General features: G+C 66.9%; 21 protein-coding genes. 12 read left to right on the top strand and 9 right to left on the bottom strand.

Annotation, left to right across the window (positions count from 1 at the left end):
- The first annotated feature begins 122 nt into the window (after positions 1–122).
- The 3 genes from ACFQ0E_RS08680 (at position 123) to ACFQ0E_RS08690 (ending at position 1,701) form a co-directional block, all read left to right on the top strand.
- Entirely contained in the window at positions 123–497 is a 375-nt protein-coding gene (locus ACFQ0E_RS08680) for a VOC family protein (protein ID WP_386823260.1), read from the top strand.
- Positions 498–585: 88 nt separating this feature from the next.
- Complete coding sequence (locus ACFQ0E_RS08685; protein ID WP_386823261.1) at positions 586–972, top strand: VOC family protein; 387 nt, start codon at positions 586–588, stop codon at positions 970–972.
- A 30-nt stretch (positions 973–1,002) separates the two neighbouring features.
- A complete protein-coding gene (locus ACFQ0E_RS08690; RefSeq protein WP_386823262.1) occupies positions 1,003–1,701 on the top strand; it encodes a helix-turn-helix transcriptional regulator in 699 nt (232 codons plus the stop codon).
- Positions 1,702–1,722: 21 nt separating this feature from the next.
- On the opposite strand, the gene ACFQ0E_RS08695 is transcribed toward ACFQ0E_RS08690, so the two are convergent.
- From ACFQ0E_RS08695 to ACFQ0E_RS08710, 4 genes are all read right to left on the bottom strand, one after another.
- The gene (locus ACFQ0E_RS08695; protein WP_386823263.1) at positions 1,723–2,415 is read right to left on the bottom strand and encodes a general secretion pathway protein GspB; all 693 of its coding nucleotides are present in this window, start codon (positions 2,413–2,415) and stop codon (positions 1,723–1,725) included.
- Positions 2,416–2,419: 4 nt separating this feature from the next.
- Positions 2,420–4,156: an ExeA family protein gene (locus tag ACFQ0E_RS08700; protein ID WP_386823264.1), complete on the bottom strand. Its 1,737-nt coding sequence runs from the start codon at positions 4,154–4,156 to the stop codon at positions 2,420–2,422.
- Positions 4,157–4,224: 68 nt separating this feature from the next.
- The gene (locus ACFQ0E_RS08705; protein ID WP_386823265.1) at positions 4,225–5,208 is read right to left on the bottom strand and encodes a DMT family transporter; all 984 of its coding nucleotides are present in this window, start codon (positions 5,206–5,208) and stop codon (positions 4,225–4,227) included.
- Between the two features lie 60 nt (positions 5,209–5,268).
- Positions 5,269–6,162 (bottom strand): LysR substrate-binding domain-containing protein, encoded by an 894-nt coding sequence (locus ACFQ0E_RS08710; protein ID WP_386823266.1) that lies wholly within the window; start codon positions 6,160–6,162, stop codon positions 5,269–5,271.
- Positions 6,163–6,368: 206 nt separating this feature from the next.
- Here ACFQ0E_RS08710 and ACFQ0E_RS08715 point away from each other — a divergent pair, with 206 nt between their 5' ends.
- Positions 6,369–6,782, top strand: a complete 414-nt coding sequence (locus ACFQ0E_RS08715) for a hypothetical protein (RefSeq protein ID WP_386823267.1) — start codon at positions 6,369–6,371, stop codon at positions 6,780–6,782.
- A 32-nt stretch (positions 6,783–6,814) separates the two neighbouring features.
- The gene (locus ACFQ0E_RS08720; protein ID WP_386823268.1) at positions 6,815–7,705 is read left to right on the top strand and encodes a DMT family transporter; all 891 of its coding nucleotides are present in this window, start codon (positions 6,815–6,817) and stop codon (positions 7,703–7,705) included.
- Positions 7,706–7,826: 121 nt separating this feature from the next.
- Here the strand turns inward: ACFQ0E_RS08720 and ACFQ0E_RS08725 are convergent, their stop codons facing one another.
- Entirely contained in the window at positions 7,827–8,429 is a 603-nt protein-coding gene (locus tag ACFQ0E_RS08725; RefSeq protein ID WP_386823269.1) for a response regulator, read from the bottom strand.
- A gap of 329 nt (positions 8,430–8,758) precedes the next feature.
- The gene (locus ACFQ0E_RS08730) at positions 8,759–10,576 is read right to left on the bottom strand and encodes a DUF885 domain-containing protein (protein ID WP_386823270.1); all 1,818 of its coding nucleotides are present in this window, start codon (positions 10,574–10,576) and stop codon (positions 8,759–8,761) included.
- 122 nt (positions 10,577–10,698) lie between these two features.
- Here ACFQ0E_RS08730 and ACFQ0E_RS08735 point away from each other — a divergent pair, with 122 nt between their 5' ends.
- Positions 10,699–11,613, top strand: a complete 915-nt coding sequence (locus ACFQ0E_RS08735) for a DUF2785 domain-containing protein (protein WP_386823271.1) — start codon at positions 10,699–10,701, stop codon at positions 11,611–11,613.
- Between the two features lie 2 nt (positions 11,614–11,615).
- Here the strand turns inward: ACFQ0E_RS08735 and fdhD are convergent, their stop codons facing one another.
- The 3 genes from fdhD to ACFQ0E_RS08750 are packed head-to-tail and all read right to left on the bottom strand — an operon-like array spanning position 11,616 to position 14,985.
- A complete protein-coding gene (gene fdhD / locus ACFQ0E_RS08740) occupies positions 11,616–12,416 on the bottom strand; it encodes a formate dehydrogenase accessory sulfurtransferase FdhD (protein WP_386823272.1) in 801 nt (266 codons plus the stop codon).
- Positions 12,413–12,679, bottom strand: coding sequence for a hypothetical protein (locus ACFQ0E_RS08745; protein ID WP_386823273.1), 267 nt, complete (start codon positions 12,677–12,679; stop codon positions 12,413–12,415). Before ACFQ0E_RS08745 ends, fdhD begins: the two co-directional genes overlap by 4 nt.
- The gene (locus ACFQ0E_RS08750; protein ID WP_386823274.1) at positions 12,676–14,985 is read right to left on the bottom strand and encodes an FdhF/YdeP family oxidoreductase; all 2,310 of its coding nucleotides are present in this window, start codon (positions 14,983–14,985) and stop codon (positions 12,676–12,678) included. The genes ACFQ0E_RS08745 and ACFQ0E_RS08750 overlap by 4 nt, the downstream gene beginning before the upstream one ends.
- A 267-nt stretch (positions 14,986–15,252) precedes the next feature.
- On the opposite strand from ACFQ0E_RS08750, the gene ACFQ0E_RS08755 reads away from it, so the two are divergent.
- The 6 genes from ACFQ0E_RS08755 to ACFQ0E_RS08780 all read left to right on the top strand — a co-directional run bounded on the left by ACFQ0E_RS08755 (position 15,253) and on the right by ACFQ0E_RS08780 (position 24,113).
- A complete protein-coding gene (locus tag ACFQ0E_RS08755) occupies positions 15,253–17,271 on the top strand; it encodes a tetratricopeptide repeat-containing sulfotransferase family protein (protein WP_386823275.1) in 2,019 nt (672 codons plus the stop codon).
- A gap of 92 nt (positions 17,272–17,363) precedes the next feature.
- Complete coding sequence (locus ACFQ0E_RS08760) at positions 17,364–19,751, top strand: TonB-dependent receptor (RefSeq protein WP_386823276.1); 2,388 nt, start codon at positions 17,364–17,366, stop codon at positions 19,749–19,751.
- Between the two features lie 699 nt (positions 19,752–20,450).
- Positions 20,451–21,368, top strand: coding sequence for a DUF4349 domain-containing protein (locus tag ACFQ0E_RS08765; RefSeq protein ID WP_386823277.1), 918 nt, complete (start codon positions 20,451–20,453; stop codon positions 21,366–21,368).
- A 241-nt stretch (positions 21,369–21,609) separates the two neighbouring features.
- Positions 21,610–22,245, top strand: a complete 636-nt coding sequence (locus tag ACFQ0E_RS08770; protein ID WP_386823278.1) for a DUF2026 family protein — start codon at positions 21,610–21,612, stop codon at positions 22,243–22,245.
- Between the two features lie 77 nt (positions 22,246–22,322).
- The gene (locus ACFQ0E_RS08775; RefSeq protein WP_386823279.1) at positions 22,323–23,600 is read left to right on the top strand and encodes a RelA/SpoT domain-containing protein; all 1,278 of its coding nucleotides are present in this window, start codon (positions 22,323–22,325) and stop codon (positions 23,598–23,600) included.
- Positions 23,601–23,927: 327 nt separating this feature from the next.
- On the top strand, positions 23,928–24,113 hold the full coding sequence (locus ACFQ0E_RS08780; RefSeq protein WP_386823280.1) for a hypothetical protein: 186 nt from the start codon (positions 23,928–23,930) through the stop codon (positions 24,111–24,113).
- The last annotated feature ends 124 nt before the right edge of the window (positions 24,114–24,237 follow it).

Consider the following 24,237-nt stretch of genomic DNA (forward strand, 5'->3'; position numbering starts at 1 on the left):
ACGTAGCATAGCCGAGCCGCTCTCGCCTGCTGACAAGCCGTTGTCAGCAGGCACCGCGCATGCTGTCGTCGCGTCGGCGCTGCCGGCGTTCATCCTCCACTCGAACCGCACAGGACATGCCCATGATCGCCTACACCACGCTCGGTACCGCCGACCTCCCGCGCGCCGCCGCTTTCTACGATGCCGTGCTCGCCGAGCTTGGCGCGAAGCGCTTCATGGAAGAGCCCGATTACTACATCGCCTGGGGCAATTCCGAGGACGGCGCGGGTCTTGGCATCACCTATCCCTTCGACAAGGCACCGGCCACCGTCGGCAACGGCACGATGGTGGCGCTGGGCGCGACCAGCCGTGCGCAGGTCGATGCCGTGTACGCGAAGGCGATCGAACTCGGCGGCACCGACGAAGGCGCGCCCGGGCAGCGTTCCCCGGGCTTCTACGCCGCGTACTTCCGCGACCTCGACGGCAACAAGCTCAACTGCTGCTACATGGGTGAGTGATCCGGCAGCCTGTCTTGCCTGGCTGCTGACGCCACGCTGTCAGCAGCCTCGGCGCACGCTGTACGCATCCGACCGGCGGGAGACACGCATGCTGCACAGCCGACACAACGCGGTGAACTGGTTCGAGATCCCGGTCCTCGATCTCGATCGCGCGCAGCGCTTCTACGAAATCCTGTTCGCCACGCCGCTGTCGCGTGATGCGGGCGATGGCGAGGGCACGCTCGCAGTGTTTCCCTACGAGAAGTACGGCGTCGGCGGCTGCCTGCGGCGCACGGCGGATGGCCCGAAGCCCTCGCCCGATGGCGCCACGGTCTACCTCAACGCGGTGCCATCGCTCGACATCGTGCTGGCACGCGTCCAGGCCGCCGGAGGTTCGGTCGCATTGCCGCGCACCGAACTGCCTCCCGGCATGGGCTGCTTCGCCCATGTGATCGACAGCGAAGGCAATCGCGTCGGACTGCACGCGCTGCAATGAGCGACGTGGCATAGTCGCCGCATTCCTTCCATGCCCGCCATGCGCCGCGCCGACCGCCTGTTCCAGATCGTCCAGCTCATCCGTGGCCGACGTCTCACGACGGCCGCGTTCCTGGCCGAACGCCTGGAGATCTCGCCGCGTTCGGTCTATCGCGACATCGCTGCGCTGCAGGCGCAGGGCGTGCCGATCGAGGGCGAGGCGGGCGTCGGTTACCGGATGCGGCGCGGCTTCGACCTGCCGCCGCTGATGTTCGACAGCCGCGAGGCGCAGGCGCTGGTGGCGAGCGTGCGTATCGCCCAGTCGCGACTCGATGTCGACCTCGCGCGCAGCGCCGAGGATGCGCTGGCCAAGATCCTCGGCGTGCTGCCCGCGATGGAGCGCACCGCGGCCGAAAGCCTCTCGCTGTATGCGTTGCCGGTCGGTCCGGACCAGGACACGCGCGTCCGCCTGCAGACCCTGCGCCAGGCGACCGAGCGTCGCGAGAAGCTGCGCATCGAATACCTCGACCTCAAGGATGCACGCACCACGCGCACGCTGCGGCCGCTGGGCTGCTTCTTCTGGGGCAACGTGTGGACGCTGTCGGCGTGGTGCGAGACCCGCGAGGATTTCCGCAGCTTCCGCGTCGATCGCATCGTTGCGATCGAGGTGCTCGCCGAGCGTTTCCGCGACGAGCCCGGGCGCACGCTGGCGGACATGCTGCGCGGCTACGATTGCGAGGGCGAGTGGTAGCCGGATCCCCGGCGACGACGCTCAGCGCGTATCGAGCCGCAGCCGCGCACCCTGCCAGTTCAGGATCACGCCGTCGCGGGTGATGGTTTCGACCTGCGCCTCGCCGATGAGGTCGCCTTCGCCCAGGCGCTGCCCGTCGAGGATCACGAAGCGGCGACCCGCGTCCTGGTTCCACATGTGCATGCTCATCTTCAGCGCCGGCAGCTGCTTGCGCGAACCGGCGTCGAGTTCGGACAGCGCGATTGGCGCGTCGCTGCGCGCTGCGGACGGGCGCGGCGTTGGTGGCTCGGGCAGCGCGGGAGCGGGCGGTGGTGCGACGGGTGTCGCTGCGACCGGTGCTGGCGCAGGCGGTGGCGTTGCGATGGACGGCGTCGGCGACGGTGCGATCGCGGTCGGCGCTACAGGTGGTGTCGGCGCCGTGGCGGGAGGCGGTGCCTGATTCGCATCGGGCGCGGCGACCTGCGTCTCGGCGGTCGTGGCCTGCGGCGCAGGATCGATCTGTGTGGTGCTCGCCGGCACGGGCTCCCGCTGCAGCACCAGCCATGTCGCGACGCCCAGCGAGAGCACGCCGACGACGCCGACGATCCAGACCGGTGCGTGCCTGCGTTCGCGCGCTGGCGCGGGTGCGTCGTGCATCGCGCTGAACAGGTCCGGCGTCTCGCTGCGCCGACGTTCGGCTTCGGACTTGCGCAGGGCTTCGAGAATGAAGGACATGCGATCAGCCTCCCGTACCGGTCGCGGTCGACAGGCGCGGGCCGCTGCCGCGACTGGCGAGCACGAACAGCGTGTCGCCGCCGAGTGCGGCGTCGTTGCGCAGGCCGTGGCGCAGCTTGAACGTGCGCAGGCCGACGACCGGATCGGCGTCATCGATGCCGTCGTCGCGCAGGCGCGCGCGCACCCACGCGACCGCGCGCGCGTCGCCGGCATTGAAGCGGGCTTCGATCGTGTCCGGCGCCGGCCACAGCGCGAGGTATTCGCCGTTCCACAGGCTCGCGAGCGCGACGCGATCGGCGTCGAAGGTCTTGCCTTCGATCGACAGGCGCACGCTGCCGGCATCGGTACCGGGATTGGCGCCGAGCAGCGAGGCCCAGGTCGCCTTCGGTTCGGCGCGCAGTCGCAGCAGCACCGGGCGATCCACGCGCAGCAGCTGGTCGAGCGTCGCGCGGCTGCGCAGGCAGCGCCAGCCCGGCGCGGGCTGCGCGGGGCAGGCGTCGGCGGTCACCTTGCGCACCGTCGCTGGCGCTTTCCAGCGTGCCTGCAGCGATTGCCACTCGCGTGCGGCTTCAGGCGGGGCCTGCTGCACGCGCAGCAGCAGGGCTTCGCCATCGAGCGCGGTGGTGACTGACGCGGCGGCAGGCTGCGTCGCAGGCGTGGATGGCGCTGCTGATGTCGCCGTGGATGCCTGCGCCTTCGCCTCGGCGACCGGCACGGTGGTTTCGGAGGCATCGCGTCGCGACAGCGCGAAGGCGATGAGCAGTGTCGCCAGCACCAGTCCGCCGCCGATCATCAGCGGCGTGCGGTCCTGCGTGCTTTTGCGGATATCGCTGCCGCCGGGCGCGAGCGCTTCGGAGGCGGCGCGGTCGACGGTCTTCGCGTCGATCGCCAGCAGGTCCTGTGCGTAACCGCCGAGCAGGGCGCGTTCGGCGATCACGTTGATCAGGCGCGGCACGCCGCCGCTGTGGCGGTGGATGCGCTTCACCGCGTCGGCGGTGAAGGGAAAGCGCTTCGCGCCGGCGGTGGTCAGACGATGGCGGAGGTAGGCGCCGGTGCCGTGCGCGTCGAGCGGACGCAGGTGGTAGCGTGCGGTGATGCGCTGCGCGAGCTGGCGCAGTTCCGGGCGCGCCAGCGAATCGCGCAGCTCCGGCTGGCCGATCAGGATGATCTGCAGCAGCTTCTGGGTCTCGGTTTCGAGGTTGGTCAGCAGGCGCACCTGCTCCAGTGCCTCGGCGGAGAGGTTCTGCGCCTCGTCGATGATCAGCACCACGCGGTCGCCGCGTGCGTAGGCGTCCAGCAGGTAGGCGCCGAGCCGGTCGAACCAGACCTTGCCGCCGGCCGGCACGGGCGATGCCGTCGGCGCGGGCGTCGCAGACGAAGTCGCGTCCTCGCTCGCGTCGTTCGCGTCCGGCGTCTCCGCCGCGTCGGAAGCCGGCTCGCCGGGCGTGAGCTTCAGTTCCTCGCAGATCGTCTGCAGCAGCTCCACCGGGTCCAGGCGCGGGTTCAGCACCAGCGCCGCATGGGTATTCCCGGGCAGCTGGTTCAGCAGCAGGCGGCTGAGCGTGGTCTTGCCGGTGCCCACCTCGCCGGTGAGCTGCACGAATCCGCCGCCGCCGCCCTGCTGGATGCCGTAGAGCAGGTGCGCCAGCGCATCCCGGTGGTGTTCGCTGAGGAACACGTAATGCGGGTCCGGGGTGATCGAGAACGGCGTCTGCTCGAGGCCGTAGTACTCCAGATACATGGCGGGCTTCGGCGGCGGGCGTGGCGGGATGGCGGGGCGCCTAGACTGCCACAGCGGGGTCCGGGCGACTAATCGAGGGTCTTGGACTCACTGACCGCCAGCAGCTCGGGATGTTCCGGCGCCGCCGCCTCGCCCTTCGCCGGTCTCGGCCGCGCCAGCAGCGGATAGACCAGCACCGAGGCGAGGATGATCGCGACGCCGAGGTAGAACTGCGGCGTGAGTTCGCGCTGTTCGCCGAGGAAGAGGATGGCGAGCAGGATGGCGTAGACCGGCTCCAGGCTGATCGCCAGCTGCGCGGCGAACGCGCTCATGTGGCGCATCGCGATCAGCGACAGCACGAACGGCAGCAGGGTGCAGGCGATCGCCAGCACCAGCAGCAGCGCGGCGTCGCGGCCGTCGGGCAGCTCGAACGGGTTGCCGCCGAGTGCCGGCAGGATCAGCCCGGTCAGCGGCGCGAGCAGGGCGAGGACGCAGGCGCCGCTGGCCATTTCCAGCGCGGTGACCGACAGCGGGTCGGCGTGTTCGAGCAGGCGCTTGTTGAGCGAGGCGAAGATCGCGACCAGCAGCGCGGACACACCGCCGACCGCGATGCCGACCAGCATGCCGTCGGGTACGCCATCGGTGACCAGCAGCACGCCGGGCAGTGCGACTACGCCCAGCGCCACCTCGCGCTTGGAAATGCGTTTGCCGGTGAACATCGGTTCGATCAGCGCGGTCATCACCGTGACCATCGCCATGCAGATCACGCCGACCGACGCGTTCGACAGCTTCACCGCCGCGTAGAAGGTCAGCCAGTGCAGCGCGATCAGCGCACCGGCGCAGGCGTAGCCCAGGCGCAGCTTCGGCGTCATCCCGCGCAGTCCGCGCCACACGCGCGGCACAACCAGCAGCAATGCGGTGACGATGGTCATGCGCCACCACACCAGCGGCATCGCACTGAGCGTGATCAGCTTGCCGAGGATCGCGGTGAAGCCCCACAGCAGCACGCAGAAGTGGATCTGGAACCACGCGGTGCGCTGGGTGCGTGCGGCGCTTGCCGATGCGTCGGTCATGGCGGGTGCGGGTCTCGTGCGGATGGATGACGCATGCGGATGGATGGCGCAGGGGCGCCATTATCGACGCTGTCGCTCGCCGGCGCTTGTCTCCAGCAGCCAGTCCACGAACAGCCGCGCGACCGGGCGCAGCGGGCGGTGCGAGGGATAGACGATGTGGTAGCGCCAGCGCGTCGGCAGCACCGGGCCGGGCAGCTGGCGCAGACGGCCGCTGTCGAACCACGGGCCGACGATCTTCTCGCGCGACAGCGCCACGCCCAGGCCGCGCGCGGCGGCTTCCATCGCGTCGGTGCTGTCGCTGAAGCTGTGGCCGAGGTTGAGCTGCACGCCGTGCAGGCCGGCGGCGCGGAACCAGTCGGCCCAGCCCTGGCGCGCGTGGTCGCCGATCAGGGTCAGCTTCGCGATGTCGGCGGCGCAGCTGACGCCGGCGGCGGTGGCCGGGTCCGCGACCGGGATCAGGGCGTCGTCCATGACGTGGTGCGCGGTGAGCCCCGGCCAGTGCCCCGGCCCGTGGCGGATGCCGAGGTCCGGGCCGCCGTCGTCGAAGCGGGTCAGGGTGACCTCGGTGTCGATCATCAGCCGCACGCCGGGATGGCGCGTGGTGAAGTCCTGCAGGCGCGGCAGCAGCCAGGTGTGGGCGAGCGAGTGCAGGGTCGTGATGCGCACGCGCTGGTCGTCGTCGCGTCCCTTGCGCAGCGCCTGCAGCGTGCCTTCGACATCGCTCAGCGCGCTCCCTGCGGCATCGGCCAGGCGCCGGCCTTCGGCGGTCAGGATCACGCCGCGCGCGTGGCGCTGGAACAGCGGCATGCCCAGCCGCTCCTCCAGCTTGCGGACGTGGTGGCTGACCGCGCTGGCGGTCAGGTGCAGCTCTTCGGCCGCGTGCGCGAAGTTCTGGTGTCGCGCCGCCGCCTCGAACGCCGCCAAGGCCGGCAGCCAGTCCGCGCGCAGGGTCATGCCGAGCCTCAAGCCTGATTTGTGTCTGAGATCTAAAGTATGCGCTTGTGGGGGCTGCAGCGCAGCCCATAATCGACGCCAGACACGGGTCAGATGATCGGCTGGCGTTCCGCCGGCCCCTGCCTTCGGGAGGATTCGCCATGCCAGCCCAGCCGCGACACACCTACTCGAGCCCGGCTCGTCCCGGGTCCGCCAGGCGCAGCCCCTTGGCCGAGCCCCCGCGCCAGTGCGTCGCAGCCGTCACCCCGCTGCCCTCGCAGTGGGTGGACGCCGAGGCGCTGCCGCCGATGCTGCTCGGCAGCGGCTGCGTCCGCCGCGCCCTCCCGGCGCCGCCCGGCGCGCGCGCCTGGCTGGTCGACATGGCGCCGGGCAGCGAGTGGCCGTGGATCGACCGCGCCGAGACCGGCGAGGCCTATTTCGTGCTGCAGGGCGAAGTCATCGACGACGGCGTGCGCCATCCGGCCGGGACCCAGGTCGTGATCTCCCCCGGCGGACGCCATCGGCCGCGCAGCGAAACCGGCGCGCGCCTGGTCGGTTTCCATCTCGAACCCGACGCCTTCCTCGGCGCCGGCGGCAATCCCGATGTCCTCATCGGCCGGCTGCACCTGCAGCAGGGCTGATCCGCTTTCCGAACCTCCCCCACGGAGTTCCGATGACTGCAGTCACCACCGACTGCGCACTCGATGTGCGCACGGCCCCGGCATGGCTCACGCCGCTCGAATTGACCGCACTGGGTGCCATCTGGGGCGCCTCCTTTCTGTTCATGCGCGTGGCCGCGCCCGACTTCGGTGCCACGCCGCTGGTCGCGATGCGCCTGTGGCTGGGTGCGCTGGTGCTGCTGCCGCTGCTCTGGCAGGCACGCCATGCGTTTCCGCCGGCGGTCTGGCCGCGTCTTGCGCTGATCGGCGCGATCAACTCGGCGATCCCGTTCACGCTGTTCGCCTGGGCCGCGCAGCGTGCGCCAGCGGGTGTCGGCGCGATCACCAACTCGATGGCGGTGCTGTTCGTCGCGCTGATCGCCTTCCTGTTCTACGGCGAGAAGATCGGCGCGCGCCGCGCGATCGCGCTGCTCGCGGGGTTCGCCGGCGTGGTCGTGCTCGCCAGCGGCAAGATCGCCGGTGCCGACATCGGCCCGGCGGTCGCCGCCGGCACCATGGCGGCATTTCTCTACGGCATCGGCGCGAATCTGGTGAAGCGTCATCTCGCCGGTCTGCCGACGACGGCGGTCGCAGGCGCGACCCTGCTCTGCGCGGCGCTGCTGGTGACACCGTTCGCGATCGCCGATTGGCCCTCCACGCCGGTGCCGCTGCGCAGCTGGCTGTCGGTGACCGCGCTCGGCGTGCTGTGCACCGGCATCGCCTTCGTCATGTATTACCGGCTGATCGCGCGCATCGGCGCGCCGCGCGCGGCGACCTCGACCTACCTCGTGCCGCTGTTCGGCGTCGCCTGGGCATGGTGGCTGCTCGGCGAACCACTGACCTGGACGATGGCCGTCGCCGGCGTGTTGATCCTCGGCGGCGTGGTGATGAGCCAGAAGCGCTGAGCTGCATTCTTGTAGAGCGGAGCTTGCTCCGCTCGCGTCACGCAGGATGGCTGGTCAATCCTTCCTGCAAAGATCAAAAACATGAGCGGAGCGAGCTCCGCTCTACAGAAAGCATGTGCGATCAGACTGCCTGGGCGGGCATGCCCTGGCGGCGCGGGATGCCTTCGTCGTCGAGCAGGCGCTCGATGCGGGTGAACACTTCCGGGCGCGAGAAGGGTTTCTTCATGAAGTCGTCGGCGCCGATGCGCTGCACGTAGAACTGCTCGGTGGCGAGCATGTTGCCGCTGATCATGATCACCGGCACGTCCTTGGTGACCGGGTCGCGGCGCAGGGCGCGCAGCGCGGCGAAACCGTCCATGCCGGGCAGCACGATGTCGAGGAAGATGATCTCCGGCACCAGTACCTTGGCCAGCTCCAGCGCTTCCTCGGCAGTGTAGGCCTCGTAGGTCTGGTAGCCGTTCTGCTGCAGCATCTTGCGCAGCACCGCGACGACGACGTTGGAGTCGTCGACGATCAGCGCGCGTGTGCCGGGACGGGCGTTGACGCGACCGCGTTCGCGGCGCTCCGGGCCCTGGTAGCTGTCGTCCAGCGGGACGTGCGCCTCGGCGGCGGCTTCGATGGCGCTGTCGGTGACATCGTCGGGCGAGGGCGCGAGGACGGGCATCGCGGTCGGTGCGGTGGCGTCCACTGCGGCAGCCGGCGGCGCGACCGGTGCGGGTGGCATCGGTGCCGGGGCGGGCACGGCCGGCCGCGGCGCGGACGGTGCGGCAGCGGGCCTGGTCGGTGCGCTGTCGCGCCCCAGCAGACGTTTGACGGAATCGAAAATGCTCACCCTGGACGACCTCTCGTGCGTGCGGACCTTGCGCATCCCTGCGGATACGTCCCCCCTGGATACGATGTTCCGGGCCCGGTGCGGATGGCCGCAAGCATAGCGGCGGCGCGTCCGTACGGCCAAGTCCGGCACAGTTGGCTGCGATCCATGCGGTGGCGGATGCGCGAAGCCCCGGGCGGGCCCGGGGCTTCGGCGATTGGCGCTGGGTGCGAGTGACCGGCTTACTTGATCGGCTCGTCCAGCATCATCGAACGCACGAAGCGCACCGGCGGTGCGCCGTACGACAGTACTTGGTCGTGGTAGGCCTTGAGCTGGAAGTCCTTGCCGCGCTTGGCCATCACCGCCTTGCGCAGGTCGAAGTGTTCCTGCACGCCGACGAAGTAGGTCGGCAGCTGCGCGCTGCTCAGCTGGGCGCGGATCCACTTGCCGGCGGCTTCGCGCTCCTGCTGGAAGGTGCGGCGGGTCATCAGGTCCATCGCCTGTTCGCGGGTCCAGTTGTCGACGTGCACGCCCTGGTCGAGGATCGCGTTGGCCACGGCGCGCAGGTAGAACTTGTAGCGCATCAGGTGGAACAGCGGGTCGTTGTCGAGGTAGCCGTTCTCCATCATCACGGTCTCGGTGTAGACCGCCCAGCCTTCGGCGAACATGCCCGAACGCAGTACGCCGCGCAGCACCGACGGATGACGCGCCGAGTGCGCGCCTTCCAGGTAGTGGCCCGGCATCGCTTCGTGGATCGACAGCAGGTGGATCATGCGCGTGTTGTACTCGCGCAGGAAGGAATCGGTCTGCTTCGCGTCCCAGTCGTCCGGGATCGGCGAGATGGCGTAGTAGGTCTTCTGGCCCTTGTCGAGCGGACCGGGCGAATCGCAGTACGCGACCGAGAAACCGCGCTGGAATTCAGGCATCAGGATGATTTCCACCGGGTCGTCCGGCACCGTCACCAGGTCCTTGGCGCGGGTGAATTCGGTGGCCTGCGCGAGCGTGTCCTTCGCAGTGTCGACGACCTTGTCGCGCGCCGGCTTCTCGGCGTACGCCAGTTCCAGCGCGGCCTCGATCGCCTTCTGCTGCTGTTCGTCGCTCGGCGCATCGGGGAGTTCCGGCGCGTTCGGCTTGTCCTTCAGCACCTGCTGCGCGATCTTGTACATCGTCGCCCGCACGCTGGTGATTTCAGCCTCGGCGCGCTGCTTGATCTCCGCGCGCGACAGCGACGACATCAGCGCGAACTTCAGCTTCTGGTCGTACAGCTCCGCGCCGACGCGGAAATCGCCCTTCGCGTTCGGCACCAGGGTCTTGTCCAGCCACGTCTGGTGTTCCTCGACGGCCTGGGTCAGCGTCGCGACCGCCGCGTCGAGGCGCTTGCGCTCCTCGCCCTGCAGCTTGTCGGCATTGGGCTTGATGAACTCCTCGATCAGCGAGAGCACGCCCTTGTTCTGCTTCGCCACCGTTTCGGCGTGGGTCTTCGGCACGCGCGCCGGGTCGAGGTTCTCGCGCGCCTGCGCGAGCAGCCCGGGGATCTTCTCCATGCGCGCGGCGGCGGCGTTGAGGCGCTGCGGCATCGGCGCGTAGTCGCGGGCCATCAGGTTATAGATCGCGCCGCCGGCCAGGCCGCTGTACACCTGCGGATCCCAGGCCCAGCTCTGCATCGTCTCCAGGTTCCAGATGTCGCCCTGCAGCTGGTTGCGCAGGATCGCCGCGTCGATCTGGTTCTCGCGCGACAGCTTGCTGGCGTCGATGCCGTCGAGGTCGGCCAGGATGCCCTTGCTGAACTTCACGTACTCCTCGCGCGCTGCGGCGCCGAGGTCGTCGAGTTCGGCGTCGTAGGTATGGTCGCCCTGCTGGGTCGCGGTCACCGGATTTCGCTTGAGCCAGCCGTCGAGCCAGCGCTTGCTGATCTCGGCGAATTTCGCCTGGATGGCGGCATCGGCGGCCGGTGCGGCAGCAGCCTTGTCCGGCTGCGCAGCGGTGGGGGGCGTGGCGTCTCCGCCGCAGGCGGCGAGGGTGACGGTGAGCAGGGCAACGGCGAGGGGTGTCAGGCGCATGATCGGATCCGGCGGGACGAAAGGCCGAAGCATAAAACGTATACGCCATGACGCGCATGTGCCGCAGACCGCTACAGTGCCTCATCCGGACCCTCGCATCCGCCATCGAACAGGTATCGCACATGCACGATCCCGACCTCCGCCGGCCCTCTGCACGCGCACGATGGGGATTGGCGGCACTGCTGGTCCTCGCGGGCAGCGCGCACGCCGCCTGTCCGTCCACCGACTGGTCGCGCGAAGCCATGGCCACCTGGAAGGCCGAAAGCGACATGCGCCTGGACACCGGTCGACGCGATGCCCTGGTATCGACACTGGTCGATTGCCTGGCCTCGCCCGATCCTGTCCTGCGCGACGGTCTGGGCTACGAAGGCCTGCAGATCCTGATGCGCGGCAACGCGCTCGATCACGAACGGCTGCGCGCGCTGCGTGATCGCCTGCAGGCCATGCTCGATGCGCCCGATCCGCAGGGCGTGGCGCGTCCGTTCGCCGTGCTGGTGCTGTCCGAAGTGGCGCGTACCGATCGCATCGCGCCATGGATGTCTGCGGACGAGCGCGCGGCGATGGTCGACCGTGCGGCGGCGTATCTGGCATCCGTCGATGACTATCGCGGTTTCGACAGGGCGATCGGCTGGCGCCACGGCGTTGCGCATGGCGCCGACTGGACGATGCAGCTGGCGATGAACCCCGCGCTGGAGCGGCCGCAACTGGATCGCCTGCGTGATGCCGTGGCCGTACAGGCCGTGCCGTCCGTCGGTCATGCCTACGTCTTCGGTGAACCGGAGCGCCTCGCGCGCCCACTGCTGTTCATCGCGAAGCGCGGCCTGCACACGGACGCGGAATGGTCGGCATGGTTCGCGGCGTTGTCGACAGCGCTGGATGACCCGACGCGCGCATGGAAGGACGAGGTCTGGCTTGCGAAGCGCCATGATCTGGCCGCGTTCCTGCGCGTCCTCTATCTCGAAGCTGGCCTGAGCCAGGATCCGGGCATCGCGAAATTGCGACCGGGCATCCTCGCGGCACTGAAAGCCTTGCCCTGAGGCTAACGAGGCGCGATCCGCTCCCGCCCCGCATAGACCGTCATCCGCGCATCGCGCGCGAAGGCGACCAGCGTGATGCCTGCGGCTTCCGCCTGCGCGATCGCCTGCGCGGTCGGTGCCGACATCGCGACCACCACCGGGATGCCGGCGAACGCGGCCTTGCGCACGATCTCGTACGATGCGCGCGAGGTCACCACAAGCATGCCGTCGCCGGCGTCGATGGCGGGACTCGCGCGATGCAGCGCGCCGACCAGCTTGTCGACCGCGTTATGCCGGCCGACGTCCTCGCGCACCCAGGCGTCGTCGCCGCGCACGAAGCCGGCGGCATGCACGCCGCCGCTGCGCGCGTTCATCGGCTGCCGCTGCGCGACCGCATGCAATGCCGTACGGATGTCGTCGGGTGCGATCCGGCGTCCTGCGCCGACGCGCGGCGGTGGTCGGATCGCCTCGCGCAGTTCGGCGACGCCGCATAGTCCGCAACCGCTGCGGCCTTCGAGCGTGCGCCTGCGGCCGTCGAGCGCGTCGAAGCGCGCCTGCGGGATCGCGGCGTGCAGGGCGACACCGGCGTCGTCGCGCACCACGTCGACGAGCGAGAACTCGTGCGTGCTTTCGACGATGCCCTCGCACAGCGCGAAGCCCAGGGCGAAGTCTTCCAGATCGACCGGCGTCGCCATCATCACCGCGAACGGCAGGCCGTTGTAGAGCAGGGCGATCGGCGATTCCTCGATCACGGCTTCGTCGTGTTCGAGCGCGCGACCGGACTCGATGCGGAGCGCGCGCGCGTTGCGCAGGCCCTCGCTCACGCGCCCCCGCCCTGCGACGCATCGGTGCACAGCGCCTGCCCGCGCGCCGTGAGGCGCAACTGCTCGCGCATGCCGTCGCGATGCGGCGTGGCGACGCGTTCGACCAGGTCCAGGCCGTCGTAGCGCGGATCGTTGCCCATTGCGACCAGCAGGCGGTTCAGTTCGCTGGCGCCGAGCCCCAGCCGTTTCGCCGCGCGCGCAGGCGACACTTCGCCGTCCTCGGCGAGCAGGCGCAGCAGGGCGAGCGCGTGCGTGTCGTTCATGCGGAGGCTGCGGGTATTGGCGCGGTCGTGCTGCGACGCAGGTACACCGGGATCGACTTCGATGCCGGGGTGCGCGCGCGGTCGGCATGGTGCGCCAGCGGCACCAGCGCATTGGTTTCCGGGAAATAGCTGGCGAGGCAGCCTGCCGGGATGTCGTATTCGACCAGGCGGAAATCGTGGGCGACACGCTCGCCATCGTCCCAGACCGAGACCAGGTCGACATGCTCGCCATCCGCGAAGCCCTGCGCATCGAGATCGGCGCGCGAGATGAAACAGACCCGGCGCAGGCCGTGCACGCCGCGATAGCGATCGTTGGCGCTGTAGACCGTAGTGTTGTACTGGTCGTGAGAACGCACCGTCATCAACCGCAGGAGGGGCTTCGACGCTGATGGTGTCGCGGACGTTCCGTCGATCACCGCATGCACGAAGAATCGCGTCCTGCCTTCCGGCGTCGGGAACACGCGCTCGCGACAGGGATGGTGCAGGTGGAAGCCGCCGGGCGCGCGCACGCGTGCGTTGAAGTCCTCGAACCCCGGCACCACGCGGGCGATGCGTTCGCGGATGCGGTCATAATCCTCGACGAGTTCGAGCCAGGGAATGCCGCAGTCGGGCAGCGTCGCCGCACCCAGTCGCGCGACGATCGCCGGTTCCGAGAGCAGCGCGCGCGAGGCCGGCGCATTCATGCCCGAGGACAGGTGGACCATGCTCATCGAATCCTCCACCGTCACCGCCTGCAGCCCGCCGGCCTGCTGGTCGATCTCGGTGCGGCCAAGGCAGGGCAGGATCAGCGCCGCGCGGCCGTGCACCACGTGCGAGCGGTTGAGCTTGGTGCTGACCTGCACGGTCAGCGCACAGTTGCGCAGCGCGGCGTGAGTCAACGCGGCGTCCGGCGTCGCGGCGGCGAAGTTGCCGCCCATCGCGAAGAACAGCTTGCCGCGCCCGTCGTGCATGGCCTGGATCGCGTCCACGGTGTCGAAGCCGTGCGCGCGCGGCGGAGCGAAACCGAACTCGGCGGCGAGCGCGTCGAGGAAGGCCTCCGACGGCTTCTCGTAGATGCCCATCGTGCGGTCGCCCTGCACGTTGGAATGCCCGCGCACCGGGCACGGGCCGGCGCCGGGCTTGCCGATGTTGCCGCGCATCAGCAGCAGCGCGACCAGCGCCTGGATCGTCGCCACGCTGCGCCGGTGCTGGGTCAGGCCCATGCCCCAGCAGGCGATGGTCGCGCGGCTGTCGATGTAGACCTCGGCGGCCTGTTCGATCTGCGCGCGCGACAGTCCTGATTCGCGTTCGATCGCGTCCCAGTCGGTGGCGCGCAGGTGTGCGACGAACGCGTCGAAGCCAACGGTGTGCGCATCGATGAAGGCCCGGTCCAGCGCGTCGTCGCCGCGTTCCGCCACCACCTTCGCGATGCCGGTCACCACGGCGAGGTCGCCGCCGATCCTTGGCTGGAAATAGTGCGTGGCGATCGCGGTCGACCCACCGCCGAGCATCTCTGCCGGCGACTGGGGGTCGGTGAAGCGCTCCAGGCCGCGTTCGCGCAGCGGATTGAACACCACGATCCTGCAGCCGCGTTTCGCCGCGCGGCGCAGTTCGCCCAGCATGCGCGGATGGTTGGTGCCCGGATTCTGGCCGAACACGAAGATCGCTTCGGCATGCTCGAAGTCGTCCAGCGTCACCGAGCCCTTGCCGCTGCCGATCTGTTCGGTCATGGCCACGCCCGAGGGCTCGTGGCACATGTTCGAGCAGTCGGGCAGGTTGTTGGTGCCGTACGCACGCACGAACAACTGATAGAGGAAGGCAGCCTCGTTCGAGGTCCGGCCCGAGGTGTAGAAGATCGCCTCGTCGGGCGAGGACAGTGCCTGCAGCGCCGCAGCGACCTTCGCAAAGGCTTCGTCCCAACCGATCGGCACGTAGCGGTCGCTGTCGGCGTCGTAGGCCATCGGCTCGGTCAGGCGGCCCTGCGCTTCCAGGTACTCGTCGGTCTGCTGCGCCAGCCAGGTCACCGGGTGTGCGGCGAAGAAGTCGCGGTCCACGCGCTTCGAGGTCGCCTCGTTCGCGACCGCCTTCACCCCGTTCTCGCAGAATTCGAAGGTGGAGTGCGGGTTGCGGTCCGGCCAGGCACAGCCCGGGCAGTCGAAGCCGGTGGGCTGGTTGGTACGGAGCAGGGTGCCGGGACCGCGCAGCACGGCGTCCTGGCGACGCAGGGCGTCCCACGAGGACTTGAGCGCGTCCCAGCCGCCGGCCGGTTTGTCGTAGGGCCGGATCGGGGCGTTTCCGTCCGGCGCATGGTCGCGGTCTGATGCCATCCCGGCATGCTATCGCAGTCGTCACATCGACGAGCCGGTCGGCCGGGCACACCAGCGGCATGGACGCAGATGGCCGCAGGATTTCGTCGGTTCGACGAAACAGCCCCCGTCCCGGAGCAGATCGCAACTATCCATTGGCGGATTTATTGCAATAATTGGTCAGCGCGACGCTTCACGGGGGGTGAGGCATCGACGTCATCCTGCCTTATCGCACTGCCGCACCCGGCGATTCCGACCTGCCGGCATGCACTTCCATCAGGATCGTCCGTGTCTGAAGTGACCACCAGCCTCGAAGTCGCCCTGTCCCACGCCTCACGGTTGCTGGGCACCGATCCTGCGCTGGCGGCCGAGCAGGCCGGCGAAATCCTCCGCGTCGTCCCCGGCCATCCCGCCGCCCGCCTGATCCTCGCCACCGCGCACCGCCTGCGCGGCGATGCGCCGTCCGCCCTGGCCCTGCTCGAACCGCTCGCCGCCGAGCAGGCCGCCGCGCCGGTCCATTACGAACTCGGCCTGGCGCTGGCCCGCGTCGGTCGCGGCGACGAGGCCCTGGCCGCGCTGCGCCGCGCCGTCGCCCTCAAGCCCGACATGGCCAAGGCCTGGCTGGCGCTGGCCGACCACCTCCGCGCGGTCGGCGATGGCGATGGCGCCGATGCCGCCTACCTCGCCTATGTCCGCCACTCCGCCCGCGACCCGCGCCTGCTGCGCGCCGCCGAGGCCCTGGCCGCCAACCGCCTGCCCGAAGCCGAGACCCTGCTCAAGGACTGGCTGCGCCAGCAGCCCACCGACGTGGCCGCGCTGCGCATGCTCGCCGAACTGGCGGTGCGCGTCGGCCGCAACGAGGAAGGCCTGGGCCTGCTCGAACGCTGCCTCGAACTCGCCCCGGGCTTCCGCGAGGCGCGCCAGCACTACGCGCTGGTGCTGCATCGCGACCAGCAGTCCGAACGCGCGCTGGCGCAGCTCGACATCCTGCTCGTCGACGATCCGGACAACCCCGGCAACCGCACGCTCAAGGCCGCGATCCTCTGCCGGCTCGGCGACTACGCCGAAGGCATCGCCCTCTACGACGCGGTGCTGCGCGAATACCCGAACAACGCCCGCGTCTGGATGAGCCACGGCCATGCGCTGAAGACCGCCGGTCGCCAGGACGAGGCCATCGCCGCGTACCGGCGCAGCATCGCGCTGGAACCGCGTTTCGGCGAGGCCTACTGGAGCCTCGCCAACCTCAAGACCGTGCGCTTCGGCGACGACGACATCGCCGCGATGCGCGCGCAGCTTGCGCGCACCGACCTGTCGGCCGAGGACCGCTTCCATTTCGACTTCGCGCTGGGCAAGGCGCTGGAGGACCGCAAGGACCACGCTGCGTCCTTCGCGCACTACGCCGCCGGCAATGCCCTGCGCCTGAAGACCGTGCCGTACCGCGCCGCGGACACCAGCGCCCGCGTGGCGAAGGCGAAGCAGCTCTACACCCGCGACTTCTTCGCCGAACGCGCCGGCTGCGGCGATCCGTCGCCCGATCCGATCTTCATCGTCGGCCTGCCGCGCTCCGGTTCGACCCTGCTCGAACAGATCCTGTCCAGCCATTCGCAGGTCGAAGGCACGATGGAGCTGCCCGAGATCATCGCGATGACCCGCGCGCTCCGTCGTGCGGCCGATGCCTCGGCCAGCTATCACGACGCGCTCGCCGCGCTGCCGCCGGAGGAGTTCGCCGCGCTGGGCGCGCGCTTCCTCGAACGCACCCGCGTGCAGCGCAAGACCGGTGCACCGTTCTTCATCGACAAGATGCCGAACAACTTCCTGCACCTGGGCCTGATCCACCTGATGCTGCCGAACGCGAAGATCGTCGACGCGCGCAGGCATCCGCTGGCCTGCTGTTTCTCCGGCTTCAAGCAGCATTTCGCACGCGGCCAGAACTTCAGCTACAGCCTCGACGACCTCGGTCGCTACTACCGCGACTACGTCGAACTCATGGCGCATTTCGACGACGTGCTGCCCGGTCGCGTGCATCGCGTGATCCACGAGCACTTGGTCGACGACACCGAAACCGAAGTGCGCCGCCTGCTCGACCATTGCGGCCTGCCGTTCGAGGACGGCTGCCTGCGCTTCTACGAGAACGATCGCCCGGTGCGTACCGCCAGCTCCGAGCAGGTGCGCCGGCCGATCAACCGCGACGGCATCGACCAGTGGCGCCATTACGACGCCTGGCTCGGCCCGTTGAAGGACGCGCTCGGCCCCGTGCTCGATGCGTATCCCGACATTCCGCCTTTCAAAACCGGTTCCGCCGCATGATGCGGGGAGCTTCCACCACCTGTTCTGATGATCCACAACCTGGGGAGAGTGCAATGCGTCAAACACGTCATCCATCCAAACGTCCGGGCGTCATGGCCCGGATGCCGCTGACCGCCGCGATCTGCGTCGCGCTCGGCGGCATGGCCTTCGCCGGCAGCGCGCTGGCGCAGCAGGCCGAAGACGAGCAGCCGTCGCTGGACACCATCACGGTGACCGCGCAGAAGCGCACCGAAAAGGCGCAGGACGTGCCGATCAGCCTCAACGTGATCGGCCAGCAGCAGCTCGACGAATTGCAGGTCAACGACTTCGACGACTACGCCAAGCTGCTGCCGAGCGTGTCGATCACGCCTTCCGGCCCCGGCTTCGGCCAGGTCTACATGCGCGGCGTGGTCAGCGGCGGCGACGGCAACCACTCGGCCTCCGCACCCAGCGTCGGCGTCTACCTCGACGAACAGCCGATCACCACCATCCAGGGCGCGCTCGACCTGCATGTCTACGACATCGAACGCGTCGAAGCGCTGTCCGGCCCGCAGGGCACGCTGTACGGCGCAAGCTCCGAATCCGGCACGCTGAAGATCGTCACCCGCAAGCCCGACCCGACCGGCTTCGCCGCCGGCTACGGTCTCGAAGTGAACAGCGTCGACGGCGGCGGCATCGGCCACGTCGCCGAAGGCTTCGTCAACATCCCGATGAGCGACAGCGCCGCCATCCGCCTGGTCGGCTGGCAGAAGCGCGACGCTGGCTGGATCGACAACATCCGCGGCACCCGCACCTATCCGACCTCCGGCATCGTCGACGACAACTTCGACCGCGCCGAAGACAACTACAACGAAGCCGACACCGTCGGCGCCCGCCTCGCCGCGCGCTTCAACCTCGGCGAGAACTGGACCATCACCCCGACCATCATGGGGCAGCGCCAGGAAACCACCGGCAATTGGTCGTACGACACCACGATCGGCCAGGACAAGATCCTGCACGCCTACCCCGAGTCGTCCGACGACCGCTGGGCGCAGGCCGCGCTGACCGTGCAGGGCAAGATCGGCAACTTCGACCTGACCTACGCCTTCGCCCACCTCAAGCGCGACGTCGACAGCGAATCCGACTACAGCGACTACGGCTTCTGGTACGACACCCTGTTCGGCTACGGCGCGTACTTCTACGACGACAATGGCGACCTGGTGAATCCGGCGCAGTACATCCAGGCCGAAGACCGCTACAAGAAGACCAGCCACGAACTGCGCATCGCCTCGCCGCAGGACCAGCGCTTCCGCTTCGTCGCCGGCCTGTTCTGGATGGAGCACTTCCACGACATCCAGCAGCGCTACCGCATCGACGACCTCGCTTCGGTGCTGTCCGTGACCGGCTGGGAAGACACCATCTGGCTGACCAAGCAGGATCGTCGCGACAAGGACCAGGCGATCTTCGGCGAAGTCAGCTTCGACTTCACCGACAAGCTCAGCGCCACCGCCGGTTTCCGCCACTTCCGCAGCGAGAACAGCCTGAAGGGCTTCTTCGGCTTCGCCAACGGCTACTCGTCGCAGGGCAGCCAGCTGCCGCAGAACCGCTACGGCGAAGCCGCGTGCATCGTCCAGTACGGCGCCAATCCCGCCAACTGGCCGTCGTTCAACGGCGCGCCGTGCTCGTTCTTCGACAAGACCATCACCGAGAAGGACACCCTCGGCAAGCTCAACGTGTCGTACAAGCTGACCGACGACAAGATGCTGTACTTCACCTGGTCGGAAGGCTACCGCCCGGGCGGCATCAACCGTCGCGGCACGCTGCCGCCGTACATCACCGAGTTCCTCACCAACTACGAGATCGGCTGGAAGACCGCGTGGATGGGCAACCGCCTGACCTTCAACGGCGCCGCCTTCCACCAGATCTGGGACGACTTCCAGTTCCCGGTGCTCGGCCAGAACGGCCTGACCGAAATCCGCAATGCCAACCAGGCGCGCATCCAGGGCCTGGAAATGGACGTCAACTGGGCCGCGACCTACAACCTGAAGCTGTCCGCAGGCGTGGGCTTCTACGACGCCGAACTGACCGAGAACTACTGCGGCCAGGTCGACGCCAGCGGCAACCCGGTCACCGACTGCGCCGCGCCGCAGGCCCCGGATGGCACCCGCCTGCCGATCACCGCCGATTACAAGGGCAACGTCAACGCGCGCTACACCTTCGACATCGGTTCGTACGAAGCCTACTGGCAGGGCTCGTTCGTGTACGAAGGCCGCCGCACCTCGGACCTGCGCCTGGCGCAGCGCCAGATCCTCGGCGACCTGCCGTCGTACACCCTGTTCGACATGGCCCTCGGCGTTCGCAAGAACAACTGGTCGGTCGATCTGTACGTCAAGAACCTGTTCGACGAGAACGCGCAGTACAACCGCGGCGTGCAGTGCCCCGAAACCGTCTGCGGCGCGCAGGTGTACGCCACCACCGCCCAGCCGCGCACCATCGGCATCAAGTTCAGCCAGGAATTCTGATCGGCTGGATGCGTTTCCATGTTGTCCGCACGGGCCGCCTTCGGGCGGCCCGTGTGTTTCTGGGGGCGATGATCGACATGGAGTTGATGGAAAAATGCCTGTCATCCCGAGCCGCAGGCGAGGGACCTGCTTGTTGCTTCTTCAAAGCAGTCGGAAGGATGTTCCGCCCGTCCTGTGTTTCGCTCGCTATCGCGAGCGAGTTACTTTTCTTTGCTTGTGCACTGCGCCGCGTGCGGCGCGAACGGCGCAGCCGGCCCGAAGGGCGAGCACCTCAGGTGCGAGTCAAGAAAAGGTAACCAAAAGAAAGCATTTCCGGCCCACGCGCGTAGCGCATGGGCGTTCAGCCGCCCGTGCGCCAGTGGCGCACAATCGGGCGTCTTCACCCCCATCGGTTGCGCCCGGCGCTGCGCGCCGGGTCCACGGGCTTCGCGGGGTTTTTCGACAAGACGTCCTTGTCTTGTCGAAAAACGCGCGACGTCCTGTCGCGTGCCCTGCGGGCCTGATCCGCGAAGCCCGCCGCAACCAGGGGCACCGGTAGATCAAGATCAACACCAGTCTGGGCTTGCGGAAGCATCTGATTGCGGAGCGGGACTAGGCCCATGGCTTTTGTGAAGACCGAATCGCTTGACCCCGCCCCCGGTTGCGGTACGTTGGCAGGGCCGCAGTGCGCCGTCGCCTGTCCATCGAAAGGGAAAGATCATGCGTCGATTCGTCGTGTCGGGATTCGTTGTGGCGATGTTGTTGGCCGGTTGCAGCAGCGCGGACCATTACGCGTCCGAAGAGATGCCTGCGGCCGATGCCTCAGGCAATTCGGCTTCAGCGCTGAAGCCGATGGGCACGGATCATGCGCTCAGCGAATTCTCCACCCGCGCCCCGGCTGCGGATGCAAGCTACTCGCCGCCGCGCGCCAAGCCCGCGCAGGCCGCCAACGACGGCGAGGCCTCGATGCTGGCCTACGAACATGATGTCCAGGTGCGCCTCGACGCCGACAGGATCGAGCCGACCCTGGACGCGGTGCGCGCGGCCTGCGAGAGCAAGCGCTTCGGTGCCTGCCAGATCCTTTCCGCCGAGCGCAGCGGCGGACGCTACCCGCAGGGCGCGCTCCGCATGCGCGCCGAGCCCCGCGCGATCGAACCGCTGATCTCCTCCGGCGGCAAGGGCGGCGAGATCGTCGCCCGCAACACCATCGCCGAAGACCTCGCCGTCGCCGTACGCGACAACACCCTGCTGCGCGACCGCCTGCGCAAGCAGCACGCGCGCCTGCTCGAATTCCAGGATCGCAAGGATCTCAAGGTCGACGACGTCATCGCGCTGTCCGAACAGCTCTCCCGCGTCGAAGCCGAACTCGAAGCCGCCGAACGCGACGCCGCCAGCCACCGCCGTCGCCTCGAAACCCAACTGCTCACGATTCAATTTTCCCCGCACGCCACCCAGGAAGGCCGCAGCGAAGTTGCCGAAGCCCTCGCCGACACCGGCCGCATGATGGCAGCCAGCACCGCCGTCGTCGTCCGCGTCATCGCGGCACTGATTCCGGTGGTGATCGCGCTGGTGATCGGCATCTGGCTGCTGCGCCGGATGTGGCGGTGGGTGCGGAGGAGGAGGCGGGTGGAGGAGTGAGGGGGTTGGACCTGTCGGATTTGACAGGTTGGTGGGTGGGGGCGAGGGCGATAGGTTGTGCTGATGCCGCACAAACGAGTGAGTGGTAGGCCGCGTGGGTTGCCTGCTGTTGCTATCTGTTTAATTTGCATGGCAGATCGCTGCTCATTGTTTGCGCGAACAGCTGCGCCCGATTTGTTGTGCGATTCCCGTGTTATGCGTCAATTTTGGGTCTAATCGTAGTTAGCGCATATGAGCAGCCATGCCCACACCTAAGAACCTTCTAATTACGCTTCCCGACTACGAGCGCATGTTCCGCGTTATCCATGGAGTGCTGCTCAACGAGAGGGGCGATCCGCTTCGCGCCTGCATGTATTTCAGCGTGATTGGCTGTGCGATTCTCGACCGGCATCATCGTGTCAAGGCAGAGCCAGTATTTGGCATGGCGGCTTATAGACTAGATGGTCAAGTCATTGTGTTCGCCGAGAACGACGGACAGTCAATTCGAGCGACACCTACGGGCTTTCACTGCTGGATTGAAGCTGACGGAGTAGCAGTTGATCTTCAGGCGCCGCTGTTTAAGGATTTTGCTGCGAAGCAAGAGTCCCCAGTTGTGCTGCCTCGGAAGATGATGCAGAAGCGCTTAGATCAGGCTAGTGCGAGCATCGAGGAAATGGCTGTCTCTGGCACGCACTGGTACAGCAGGGACGACGGATTGCGCTCAGAGCTTCTTGCTGACTTCATTCAAAAGCCGGCCAACTCCGACTTCGTTGAAATTTGCCTTCAGTGGTACAAGCCGACCCCAAAGAAGGTCCAAGATCACATACAAATTGGCAATCAACACGGGCAAGTTAGCAAGGTTCCACTGTCCCCATTCTGTATCACTGGCGCATGGTAGGCGCTAAAAATTCATTCAAGCCGATGCCGCTTCGTGGCACGGATTAATTCAGGCGTTAGCTGATCGGGAGAAATTTTTTGGCGCTTACTAAGAGCAAGATCGATAGGGCCGGAGTGGCGCTTGCGAAGGATTCATTTCGCGACGTCGAAGAATTGATGGAGCTCGAGGAAGCATTCGACGAATATCGGAAGTCGCATTTAGAGCCGCTTTCGAAGACCACTCTTGAGTTGCAGGCGTGGCTGAATGAGTATGGGCACGATTACTACATTGCGCAGCGGCTCAAGCGAAAACCTCAGATAGTTAGAAAGTTAAATCGATTGAGTGTTCGACTAACGCAGCTCCAAGATATTGGCGGTTGCAGGATTATCGTCGAAAAGAACGAGCTAATCGACCAGTTGGTCCAATTCTTTCGTGACAAGATTGGAAAGGCCAGTGAGCTCAAGTTGAATCGAGTGACTGACTATCGTGAAAAGGGACGCGACATAACTGGATACAGATCTGTGCACCTCTTGTTAGAGCGAGACGGAAGAAAGCTCGAGCTCCAGTTGCGCAGTAGAATTCAGCACTACTGGGCGGAGAGTATCGAGCGTACATCCGTGATCTACGGGCATCACCTCAAGGAAGGAGATGGTGATCCCGTAGTCATTTCCTACTTCCAGCGTCTTTCGGATGCATTCTTTGAGATTGAGTCGGGGCGAACCCCCGCGGCTAGGGCGCGTATTGAAATTGATGTCGCTAAGCAGCAAGCCGAGAAGGTCATTCGAGAGGGGGCGTTGGCGCCAGCATTCGACAGTCACGTCAATGAAGACATCATCCTGACACTCACGGAAAAAGAAAAAAGGAGCGCAAGTCCGATCAATAATTGGATTATCGTTTTTGATTGGAATACCGGACAGTTTGTGAGTTGGGATATTGTCGGGCGTACTCCAGATGAAGCAATCGCTGCATACGTGCATTACGAGAATCAATTTCCTGTTGAGAAGAACTTTGAGGTTGTTTTAATTGGTTCCTCTCGCGTTGCTACCGTAAGGCGAACGCACAGTCACTATTTCGGCATTGAAGACTACGAAAAGATTCTGGAAAGCCTCGACGAGTCTATTCAGGGTCTTGAAAGTATCGGGGCAATTGATGTTTCGGGGCGACAAATTCTCCTCAAGCTGTATACAAAGCATTTCTGGGGGCAGAAAACTGTCGCGATGGAGACCTTGCGCAACCATTTCTGTAAGGGCGTCAAGAACCTTGATTCAGCGATGGATAAGTTAGTTGAGCGTGGATTGGTTCTGCGCGACTCAACTAAGGGTCCTGTCTCACTTAACATTAAAGCTCGCGATGAGATCGACAGGCTTGTGTCGTGAAAGATCAAGGCCGTAAGGCGTACTAATAAGGCCGCTAGACTCTTTCGTAGAGTGCATAAGCGAAGCGTCATGCACCTTCTTTTAGGTGCCCGGCATCTGTGAGTTATGGCGGCGCATGACGCCTTCGGCTTATGCGCCCTACGAAAGGCAAAAGCTTGCGCGGACAGTGTCGTGAGGTGTCCCCCGTTGTCGTCCCATCATCGCACCGTGCTCGGCGCGTCAAGGTCGAGGTGAATTGCTGCGCAAACCTTGACGCGCCTGCGCGCGATGCGGCTCTGAATCGCCAACGGCGCCCACTCCGGGCGCCGGGCGAAACGGAGTGCCGTCATGTCCAAGCCGAAGTTCCAGCCGTCCAACGTTCTGCTCGTCGAAGTCCCGCCCCAGTTCATCGCCTTGTGCGAAGCCAGCGGCGCCAGCCCGCAGGCTGCGCTGCGTGGCATGGCCGCGATGGTGTGTGGTTTGCAATACGACAGCGACAACCGGCTGGTGCCGCTGGATGGTGCCGCCGCGTGATGCTTTACCGGGCGCGGGTCATCCCCGCGCCCGGATTCGCACGATCCTGCTCACGTCTGTGGATGGCATCGCTTGCAGGCATCATCACGAGTGCAAGTGTCATCATGGTGATGCGATAGACTGC

Origin of the sequence: Lysobacter brunescens (assembly GCF_042677005.1) — a bacterium.
Lineage (GTDB): Bacteria > Pseudomonadota > Gammaproteobacteria > Xanthomonadales > Xanthomonadaceae > Lysobacter_I > Lysobacter_I brunescens.

Coding starts and splice junctions, on each gene's coding strand:
- ACFQ0E_RS08680 (WP_386823260.1), top strand. CDS start 123: ATGATCGCCTACACCACGCTCGGTACCGCCGACCTCCCGCGCGCCGCC.
- ACFQ0E_RS08685 (WP_386823261.1), top strand. CDS start 586: ATGCTGCACAGCCGACACAACGCGGTGAACTGGTTCGAGATCCCGGTC.
- ACFQ0E_RS08690 (WP_386823262.1), top strand. CDS start 1,003: ATGCCCGCCATGCGCCGCGCCGACCGCCTGTTCCAGATCGTCCAGCTC.
- ACFQ0E_RS08695 (WP_386823263.1), bottom strand. CDS start 2,415: ATGTCCTTCATTCTCGAAGCCCTGCGCAAGTCCGAAGCCGAACGTCGG.
- ACFQ0E_RS08700 (WP_386823264.1), bottom strand. CDS start 4,156: ATGTATCTGGAGTACTACGGCCTCGAGCAGACGCCGTTCTCGATCACC.
- ACFQ0E_RS08705 (WP_386823265.1), bottom strand. CDS start 5,208: ATGACCGACGCATCGGCAAGCGCCGCACGCACCCAGCGCACCGCGTGG.
- ACFQ0E_RS08710 (WP_386823266.1), bottom strand. CDS start 6,162: ATGACCCTGCGCGCGGACTGGCTGCCGGCCTTGGCGGCGTTCGAGGCG.
- ACFQ0E_RS08720 (WP_386823268.1), top strand. CDS start 6,815: ATGACTGCAGTCACCACCGACTGCGCACTCGATGTGCGCACGGCCCCG.
- ACFQ0E_RS08725 (WP_386823269.1), bottom strand. CDS start 8,429: ATGCCACCCGCACCGGTCGCGCCGCCGGCTGCCGCAGTGGACGCCACC.
- ACFQ0E_RS08730 (WP_386823270.1), bottom strand. CDS start 10,576: ATGCGCCTGACACCCCTCGCCGTTGCCCTGCTCACCGTCACCCTCGCC.
- ACFQ0E_RS08735 (WP_386823271.1), top strand. CDS start 10,699: ATGCACGATCCCGACCTCCGCCGGCCCTCTGCACGCGCACGATGGGGA.
- ACFQ0E_RS08745 (WP_386823273.1), bottom strand. CDS start 12,679: ATGAACGACACGCACGCGCTCGCCCTGCTGCGCCTGCTCGCCGAGGAC.
- ACFQ0E_RS08750 (WP_386823274.1), bottom strand. CDS start 14,985: ATGGCATCAGACCGCGACCATGCGCCGGACGGAAACGCCCCGATCCGG.
- ACFQ0E_RS08760 (WP_386823276.1), top strand. CDS start 17,364: ATGGCCCGGATGCCGCTGACCGCCGCGATCTGCGTCGCGCTCGGCGGC.
- ACFQ0E_RS08765 (WP_386823277.1), top strand. CDS start 20,451: ATGCGTCGATTCGTCGTGTCGGGATTCGTTGTGGCGATGTTGTTGGCC.
- ACFQ0E_RS08770 (WP_386823278.1), top strand. CDS start 21,610: ATGCCCACACCTAAGAACCTTCTAATTACGCTTCCCGACTACGAGCGC.
- ACFQ0E_RS08780 (WP_386823280.1), top strand. CDS start 23,928: ATGTCCAAGCCGAAGTTCCAGCCGTCCAACGTTCTGCTCGTCGAAGTC.